At 73.0% G+C, this 7,612-nt stretch carries 9 protein-coding genes; 7 read left to right on the forward strand and 2 right to left on the reverse strand.

Going from position 1 to position 7,612, the window contains the following annotated elements:
- Positions 1 to 566, forward strand: a 566-nt coding sequence (locus HMPREF3099_RS04700) for a tyrosine-type recombinase/integrase (RefSeq protein ID WP_168168437.1), incomplete at its 5' end; no start/stop codon positions are given.
- 38 nt (positions 567 to 604) lie between these two features.
- Here the strand turns inward: HMPREF3099_RS04700 and HMPREF3099_RS13360 are convergent.
- On the reverse strand, positions 605 to 1,396 hold the full coding sequence (locus HMPREF3099_RS13360; RefSeq protein ID WP_070704654.1) for a M23 family metallopeptidase: 792 nt from the start codon (positions 1,394 to 1,396) through the stop codon (positions 605 to 607).
- A 325-nt stretch (positions 1,397 to 1,721) separates the two neighbouring features.
- Between HMPREF3099_RS13360 and rpsB the strand changes: the two genes are divergently transcribed.
- The 6 genes from rpsB (at position 1,722) to rlmN (ending at position 7,173) form a co-directional block, all read left to right on the forward strand.
- Positions 1,722 to 2,564, forward strand: coding sequence for a 30S ribosomal protein S2 (gene rpsB / locus HMPREF3099_RS04710; RefSeq protein ID WP_070704657.1), 843 nt, complete (start codon positions 1,722 to 1,724; stop codon positions 2,562 to 2,564).
- Between the two features lie 51 nt (positions 2,565 to 2,615).
- On the forward strand, positions 2,616 to 3,464 hold the full coding sequence (gene tsf / locus HMPREF3099_RS04715; RefSeq protein ID WP_070704660.1) for a translation elongation factor Ts: 849 nt from the start codon (positions 2,616 to 2,618) through the stop codon (positions 3,462 to 3,464).
- Positions 3,465 to 3,587: 123 nt separating this feature from the next.
- Entirely contained in the window at positions 3,588 to 4,322 is a 735-nt protein-coding gene (pyrH, locus tag HMPREF3099_RS04720) for a UMP kinase (RefSeq protein ID WP_070704663.1), read from the forward strand.
- Positions 4,323 to 4,386: 64 nt separating this feature from the next.
- Entirely contained in the window at positions 4,387 to 4,947 is a 561-nt protein-coding gene (gene frr, locus HMPREF3099_RS04725) for a ribosome recycling factor (RefSeq protein ID WP_070704666.1), read from the forward strand.
- A 19-nt stretch (positions 4,948 to 4,966) separates the two neighbouring features.
- A complete protein-coding gene (locus tag HMPREF3099_RS04730; protein WP_070704669.1) occupies positions 4,967 to 5,839 on the forward strand; it encodes a phosphatidate cytidylyltransferase in 873 nt (290 codons plus the stop codon).
- Positions 5,840 to 5,907: 68 nt separating this feature from the next.
- The gene (gene rlmN / locus HMPREF3099_RS04735; protein WP_070704672.1) at positions 5,908 to 7,173 is read left to right on the forward strand and encodes a 23S rRNA (adenine(2503)-C(2))-methyltransferase RlmN; all 1,266 of its coding nucleotides are present in this window, start codon (positions 5,908 to 5,910) and stop codon (positions 7,171 to 7,173) included.
- A 1-nt stretch (position 7,174) separates the two neighbouring features.
- On the opposite strand, the gene HMPREF3099_RS04740 is transcribed toward rlmN, so the two are convergent.
- Positions 7,175 to 7,612, reverse strand: a 438-nt coding sequence (locus tag HMPREF3099_RS04740) for an LOG family protein (protein ID WP_202816689.1), incomplete at its 5' end; no start/stop codon positions are given.

The following is a 7,612-nucleotide window of genomic DNA, read 5'->3' on the forward strand; positions in this document are numbered from 1 at the left end:
CCGGGCCGGACGGCGCGGCCCCGCGGCAGGACGGGGCACCGGACGACCCGGTGACCACGGCGCTGGCGCTGCGCGACCGCGCCCTGCTCGAGCTGCTCTACGCCACCGGCATCCGGGTGGGGGAGCTCGTGGGCCTCGACCGCGGGGCCGTCGACCACGCCGAGCGCACCGTGCGCGTGCTGGGCAAGGGGGACAAGGAACGGGTCGTGCCCTTCGGCCGCCCGGCCGCCGAGGCGCTCGCGGCCTGGGCCGACCGGGGACGGCCCGTCCTGGTGGGTGACCGCAGCGCGGGCGCGCTCTTCCTGGGGGCGCGGGGCGGTCGCATCGACCCCCGCGAGGTGCGACGCGTGGTGCACCGGGCCGTCGAGGGCGTGGACGGCGCCCCCCGGATGGGCCCGCACGGCCTGCGCCACTCGGCGGCCACGCACATGGTGGACGCGGGGGCCGACCTGCGGTCGGTGCAGGAGCTCCTGGGGCACGCCAGCCTGGCCACCACGCAGGTGTACACCCACGTCTCGGTGGAACGCCTCCGCGAGGCCTTCGGGCGCGCCCACCCCCGGGCCTGAACCGGCCCCCCCTGCCCATTCCGTGGGCCGGGGCCGGATCAGCGCCGGCGCCGACGCTGGTCCAGGGGCTTGAGCTCCGGCGCGAAGTCCGGCAGGAGCGTCGGGTCGATGTAGGTCCGCAGCCCGGTCCTGGCGCCCCAGTGCAGGCAGGCCGGCAGGCAGTGCCCACCCGGGGACAGCAACCCGATGGGCGTGCCGGCGACCACGGGTGTGCCCATCGGGACGCGGGCGGTGAGGGGCTGGTAGGTGGTGCGCAGCCGCAGGGTGTGCTGGATGGAGAGCGTCCCCACCGAGGCCACCGGACCGCTGAAGGCGACGAACCCGGGCCCGGCGGCGTAGACGGGCGTCCCCGGGACGGCCCGCAGGTCGACCCCGCGGTGGCCCCGTCCGTAGCGGTGCTTCGGCGGCTTGAACGGGCGCACGACCTTCACCGGTGCGATGGGCCACTTGTAGTCCATGGGGTCCAGGCCCGAGGCCGTCGCCAGCGGTGCGGTGTCCCTGGTGGCCGGCACCCCGCCGGGTACCTGACCCCACGCTGCGGCCAGGGCCCACGCCTGGGGCGCCGCGCGGGAGACCAGGTCGAGATGCACATCCTTCTCCCAGGGCAGCCACAGCGGAGGAGGCAGCGTGACGTCGGTGGTGTTGGGCATCGACTCCACCTCCTCCGGTCCGGGCGGCGCCGCGTCCGGATGGGCCTCGGCCGCCGCGGTCGGCGCATCGAGGCCGGCGAGGAGCACCGCCCAGGCGGTGGCCGGGACGAGGGCGCGACGCAGCAGGCGGCGCCACGGCCGGGTCGTTGTGGCGGAACGGGAGGGGCGCGAGGTGTCCATGCCGCGAGGCTGCCGGGGGAGGAGCTGCACCCGTGGCGGGTCGCGCGGCCCCCTGTGGACGCCGGGAGGGGGCCCTACGTGGGCCCACAGGCGAGGGCGTCGCGCAGGGGCACGTCTCGCCGTGGGATAGACTCGGGGACACGTGTGATCTGTCGGTGTGCCCGAGACCTTCCGAGGAATCCGGGCCCGCCGCCGGTGAGCGCGAATTCGCGCCCGGGTCTCGACCCGCGCGCCCGTGGTCCCCGACCGTCCACCCGGACGCGGGGTGGGGTGCGCCACCCGGGCCAGGAGACAACTGCACCCCATCAGAAAGCGAGACCTCGGCATGGCCGTCGTCACCATGCGCCAGCTCCTCGAGAGCGGCGTCCACTTCGGACACCAGACCCGTCGCTGGAACCCCAAGATGAAGCGCTTCATCATGACCGAGCGCAACGGCATCTACATCATCGACCTGCAGCAGTCGCTGACCTACCTCAACGAGGCCCACGAGTTCGTCAAGCAGACCGTGGCCCACGGCGGCACCATCCTGTTCGTCGGTACCAAGAAGCAGGCCCAGGAGACCATCGCCGAGCAGGCCACCCGCGTGGGCATGCCCTACGTGAACCACCGCTGGCTGGGCGGCATGCTCACCAACTTCCAGACCGTGGCCAAGCGCCTGGAGCGCCTGAAGGAGCTCGAGGCCATCGACTTCGACGACGTGGCCAACTCCGGCCGCACCAAGAAGGAGCTGCTGGTCCTCAAGCGCGAGCTCGACAAGCTCGACCGCACCCTGGGCGGCATCCGCGACATGACCCGCACCCCCTCCGCGGTCTGGGTCGTGGACACCAAGAAGGAGCACCTGGCCGTCACCGAGGCCCGCAAGCTCCGCATCCCGGTCATCGCCATCCTGGACACCAACTGCGACCCCGACGAGGTCGACTACGCCGTGCCGGGCAACGACGACGCCATCCGCTCCGTCTCGCTGCTGACCCGCATCGTGGCCGACGCCGCCGCCGAGGGCCTCATGGCCCGCAACGGTGGGGGCAACGCCGCCGCCGACGAGCCCATGGCCGAGTGGGAGCGCGAGCTGCTCGCCGGTGAGGGTGCCGAGACCCCGGCCGCCACCGAGGCGCCCGCCGAGGCCGCCGCCGCCGCCGAGGGCGAGTCCACCGACTCCGCCCAGGCCTGAGCCACCCGAACCGACCGCAGATCCACCACACCGAAGGAGCAACGAAGGTTCATGGCGAACTACACCGCTGCTGACATCAAGGCCCTGCGTGAGCAGACCGGCGCCGGGATGCTGGACGTCAAGAAGGCCCTCGACGAGTCGAACGGCGACATCGAGGCCGCGAAGGAGGCCCTGCGCATCAAGGGCCTCAAGGGTGTGACCAAGCGTGAGGGCCGCTCGGCCTCCAACGGCCTGGTCGCCGCGCACACCGGCAACGGTGCGGGCACCCTGCTCGAGATCAACTGCGAGACCGACTTCGTGGCCAAGGGCGAGAAGTTCATCGCCCTGGCGGACAAGGTGCTGGGCCACGCCGCCGAGCAGCAGATCGACTCCGCCGAGGCGCTGCTGTCCTCCGAGCTGGACGGCCAGACCGTCCAGGCGCTGCTGGACTCCTCCAACGCCGAGATCGGCGAGAAGATCGAGGTGCGCAACCTCGCTCGCCTGACCGCCCCCGAGGGGGGCCAGGTCGTGGCCTACCTGCACAAGACCTCGCCGGACCTGCCGGCGCAGATCGGTGTGCTCGTGGCCACCACCGGCACAGACGAGCAGATCGGCCGCGACGTGGCCATGCACGCCGCCGCCTTCGCCCCCACCGCCCTCACCCGCGACGAGATCGACCCCACCGTGGTGGAGAACGAGCGTCGCATCGCCGAGGAGACGGCCAAGGAGGAGGGCAAGCCGGAGCAGGCCCTGCCGAAGATCATCGAGGGCCGCGTGAACGCCTTCTTCAAGGACAACGTGCTGCTCGACCAGCCCTTCGCCAAGGACCCCAAGAAGTCCGTGGCCAAGGTGGCCGAGGAGGCCGGCGCCGAGGTCACCGGCTTCGTGCGCTTCAAGGTCGGTTCCGACCTGCAGGCCTGATCCCTGCACCGCACGAAGGGCCCACCCCGCACGGGGTGGGCCCTTCGGCGTCCCCGCCGGGAGGGTGTGCAAGGATCGTCCGGGCCCGAAGGCCCGCCGCACCGTGACCCAGGAGGCCAGCCGATGAGCACGACCGCAGAGCAGAGCACCGCAGCACGCCGGGTGCTGCTGAAGATGTCCGGAGAGGTGTTCGGTGGCGGGTCGGTCGGCGTGGACCCCGACGTGGTGAAGGGCATCTCCGCCCAGATCGCCGATGCCGTCCGCGAGGGCGTGCAGGTGGCCATCGTGGTGGGCGGCGGCAACTTCTTCCGCGGCGCCGAGCTGCAGACCAAGGGCATGGAGCGCACCCGGGCCGACTACATGGGCATGCTCGGCACGGTCATGAACTGCCTGGCGCTGCAGAACTTCCTCGAGGCCGAGGGCGTGGACACGCGCGTGCAGACCGCCATCGAGATGACCCAGGTCGCCGAGCCGTACATTCCGCGCCGCGCCATCCGCCACCTCGAGAAGGGGCGCGTGGTGATCTTCGGCGCCGGGGCGGGCATGCCCTTCTTCACCACCGACACCGTGGCCGCCCAGCGCGCGCTGGAGATCAAGTGCGACGAGGTGCTCATGAGCAAGTCGGGCGTCGACGGCGTCTACAGCGCCGACCCCCACACCGACCCCACCGCCGAGCGCTACGAGCACCTCACCTTCGCCGAGGCCCTGGCCAAGCAGCTCCGCATCGCCGACGCCGCCGCCTTCTCGCTGTGCATGGAGAACAAGCTGCCGATGATGGTCTTCGGCATGCAGGGCGAGGGCGCCATCGCGCAGGCCCTGCGTGGTGAGAGAATCGGCACCATCGTCACGGCCGACTGAGCCGGACCGGCACCACCGGCCCCGCACGGCCACCCCGAACCACCACGAGACACAGGAGTTCCGCATGACCGTCAAGGACGCGCTGACCGAGGCCCAGCAGAAGATGGAGAAGGCCATCGAGGTCGCCCACGAGGACATGGCGGACATCCGCACCGGCCGTGCCCACGCCGGCATGTTTTCCAAGATCATGGTCGACTACTACGGCGCCCCGACCCCGCTGCAGCAGCTGGCGTCCTTCCAGGTGCCCGAGGCCCGCACGATCATGGTGCAGCCCTTCGACAAGTCGGCGATGTCCGCCATCGAGAAGGCCCTGCGCGAGTCCGAGCTGGGCGTGAACCCGTCCAACGACGGCAACCAGATCCGCTGCGTGCTGCCGGCCCTCACCGAGGAGCGCCGCAAGGAGTACATCAAGCTGGCCAAGGGCAAGGGCGAGGAGGCCCGCGTGTCCCTGCGCAACGTGCGCCGTGCGGCCAAGGAGCAGATCGACAAGCTGGTCAAGGACGGCGAGATCGGCGAGGACGAGGGCGCCCGTGGCGAGAAGGAGCTCGAGGCCCTCACGAAGAAGCACACCGACCAGGTGGAGGAGATCCTGAAGGCCAAGGAGGCCGAGCTCCTCGAGGTCTGACCCGGCCCACACCGATCCCGTGTCCGCCACACCGAGCGCCGGCCGCAACCTGCCGGCGGCCATCACGGTCGCACTCGCCCTCGCGACGCTGATCATCGTCTCCCTGGTGATCCGGCGCGAGGGTTTCGTGCTGCTCGCCGGCGCCGCCGGTGCGGTGGCGGCCTGGGAGCTGATGCAGGCGCTGCGCCACCGCCCGGGCGGCATCCGGGTGCCGTGGGTCCCCACCGTGGTGGGCCCGATGGTGATCGCCTGGTCCACCTGGTTCGCCGGTGGGTCGGGGCTCGCGGTGTCCGCCGTGGCGATGGTGGCGCTCCAGGTGGTGTGGAGGGCCTACCGCCCGCAGCGCGACGACCGGGAGGACCCCTACCACCCGGCCTCGGCGGGGGTCCCCCGCGCCATCGCGGACGTGACCGGCGCCGCGCTGGTGACGGGCTACGTGGGGGCGCTCGCGGCGTGCGCGGTGCTGCTGGTCTCCCCGGCGGACGGCGTGCAGCGCGTGGTGGCCCTGGTGCTGCTCGTGGCCTGCTCGGACGTCGGCGGGTACGCCGCGGGGGTGCGCTTCGGCCGCCACCCGATGGCGCCGCACCTGAGCCCCAAGAAGTCCTGGGAGGGCTTCGCCGGGTCGGTGTGCGCGGCCGCCCTGGGGGGACTGGCGGTGATGGCGTGGGTGCTGCCCGGGCCGCTGTGGGTGGGCCCGCTGCTCGGCGTGACGGTGGCGCTGGCGGCCACGGTGGGGGACTTCGCCGAGTCCTCCCTCAAGCGTGACCTGGGCGTCAAGGACATGAGCAACCTGCTGCCGGGCCACGGCGGCATCATGGACCGCCTCGACTCCCTGCTGGTGGCCGCGCCGGTGGCCTGGGCCATCCTCGCGGTGGCGGTGCCCACGCCCTGACCGCCCGGACCCGGTGGTCCCGCCTCGCGCCCTGCCCGGGGTGTGGTGGCAGTGCGATGATGGGGGCGATGACCGACCTGCCGCAGCCCACCACCCAGCCGCCCGCCCCGGGCCAGCTCACCTTCACCGCCCCGCGCCGTGGCAAGCCGCCGCAGCACCTGGCGGACCTCGACATGGACGGCCGCAGGGCGGCGGTCACCGAGGCCGGCTGGCCAGCCTTCCGCGCCAGCCAGCTCTCCAAGCACTTCTTCGAGCGGTGGACCGACGAGCCGGCCGCGATGACGGACCTGCCCAAGGCCGGCCGCGAGGAGACCGTGCGCGCCCTCATGCCGCGTCTGCTCACCCCGGTGAGCGTGCAGCGTGCCGACGACGGCGCCACGGTCAAGACCCTCTGGCGCCTCCACGACGGGGCGCTGGTGGAGTCGGTGCTCATGCGCTACCCGCGCCGCGTGACGCTGTGCCTCTCCAGCCAGGCCGGGTGCGGCATGAACTGCCCCTTCTGCGCCACCGGGCAGCAGGGCCTGACCCGCAACCTGTCCACCGCCGAGATCGTGGGCCAGCTGGTGGCGGCCAACCGCATGCTCAACGACCCCGAGGCGCCCGGGCTCACCCCGCCGCCGGAGCTCGCCGAGGGCCAGGTGGAGCTGGGTGAGAACGACGCCGACCCCGCGCTGGACGGGACCGAGGACCCGCTGGACACCCCGATGGCGGCCGGCGGCCCGCTGCGGGTGCACAACGTGGTGTTCATGGGCATGGGCGAGGCCCTGGCCAACTACCGTCGCGCGGTCGACGCCGTGCGGCGCATGGTGGAGCCTGCCCCGCACGGGCTGGGGATGAGCGCCCGCGGCCTGACGATGAGCACAGTGGGCCTGGTGCCCGCCATCGACAAGTTCGCCGCCGAGGGCGTGCCCGCCACGCTGGCGCTCAGCCTGCACGCCCCGGACGACGAGCTCCGCGACGAGCTGGTTCCCATCAACACCCGGTGGAACGTGGACCAGGCGCTGGACGCCGCGTACCGCTACTACCAGGCCACGGGCCGGCGCGTGAGCATCGAGTACGCCCTCATCCGCGACATCAACGACCACGCCTGGCGCGCCGACCTGCTGGGGGAGAAGCTCAACGCCCGCGGCCGCGGCTGGGTGCACGTCAACCCCATCCCGCTCAACCCGACGCCGGGCTCCAAGTGGACCGCCTCGCGCCCCGGCGTGGAGCAGCAGTTCGTGGAGCGGCTGCGCGCCGCCGGCATCCCCACCACGGTGCGCGACACCCGCGGCTCGGACATCGACGGCGCGTGCGGGCAGCTGGCCGCCGCTCCGGAGGGCACCCTGGCCTGACTCAGGCGGGCCCGATGCGGTGCGCGGCCTCGCGCACGTCGTCCACCAGGTGCAGCACGCCGCCCAGGGCGCGGTCGGTGCCGAGGGCCTCCAGCAGCGGCCACACCGGCAGGCTCCGCGTCCAGTGCTCCCGCCCCACGAGCACGAGTGCCCCGAGCTCGCAGCCCGGCGTGGCGTAGTAGAGGCGCGTGGCCACCTGGAAGACCTCCTGCACGGTGCCGGCGGCGCCGGGGAGCACCACGAGGCCCGCGTCGGACCGGGCCAGCAGCACGTCCTCGCGGACGGCGTTGGAGAACAGCTTGGCGATGCGCTGCGCCAGCACGTTGGGCGGCTCGTGGCCGTAGAACCAGGTGGGCACGCCCACGCTGCGCAGGCGGGCGGGTGCGGCCGCGCAGGCCTCGGCACCGGGCGTCTCGCCGGCGGCGCGCAGCAGGGTGTC

The sequence above is a fragment of the Kytococcus sp. HMSC28H12 genome, assembly GCF_001816045.1.
Classification (GTDB): Bacteria; Actinomycetota; Actinomycetes; order Actinomycetales; family Dermatophilaceae; genus Kytococcus; species Kytococcus schroeteri.